General features: G+C 58.1%; 1 pseudogene. It reads right to left on the bottom strand.

The annotated features are described in order from the left end of the window. Nucleotides 1–318 precede the first annotated feature (318 nt). Nucleotides 319–465, bottom strand: a pseudogene (locus EN861_RS36540) (HlyD family type I secretion periplasmic adaptor subunit); the annotation flags it as partial.

Raw genomic sequence — 465 nt, 5'->3', positions numbered from 1 at the left:
GGCTGTACGACATTATATGAGTGATCGCTCGTTCTTGCGCCATCGAACGAAGGAGGAAGGCTTGCCGGACCAGCACGCCCGCAAAAGGCTTTAGGCCTCGCGAGCGACCGTCTGCCATACTTCTGACGGGTGAGGCGTGAGGATGTCCAGCCGATAGTCCGACTTGCTTTGGCGGACTCGGCATCGGGTTTGACAAACTTATGATCGCCGACGCTCAGGGCCATGGGCCTGCGTTCAACCTCGGCTTACACTCGCCCTTATGAACTGGCGCTTCAATCGGCCTCGCGCGGTTTCGCGTAGTTTGCGTCTTTAACGGTCCTAGCGGAAAGCGCGTGACATCTGATCGGTAAGCGGCTTCAGCAGATAGGACCAAACGCTGCGCTGACCTGTGCTTATGTGGACCTCGGCCGGCATTCCGGGCTTGAGGACCTTCGCGTCTGTCAGGCAACTTGCCTTGTTTTCGAC

It is taken from the genome of Mesorhizobium sp. M8A.F.Ca.ET.218.01.1.1, from assembly GCF_004791165.1.
Taxonomy (GTDB): domain Bacteria; phylum Pseudomonadota; class Alphaproteobacteria; order Rhizobiales; family Rhizobiaceae; genus Mesorhizobium.
The sequence above is the reverse complement of the archived record's forward strand: the minus strand, read 5'-3'. Positions and strand labels throughout refer to the sequence as shown.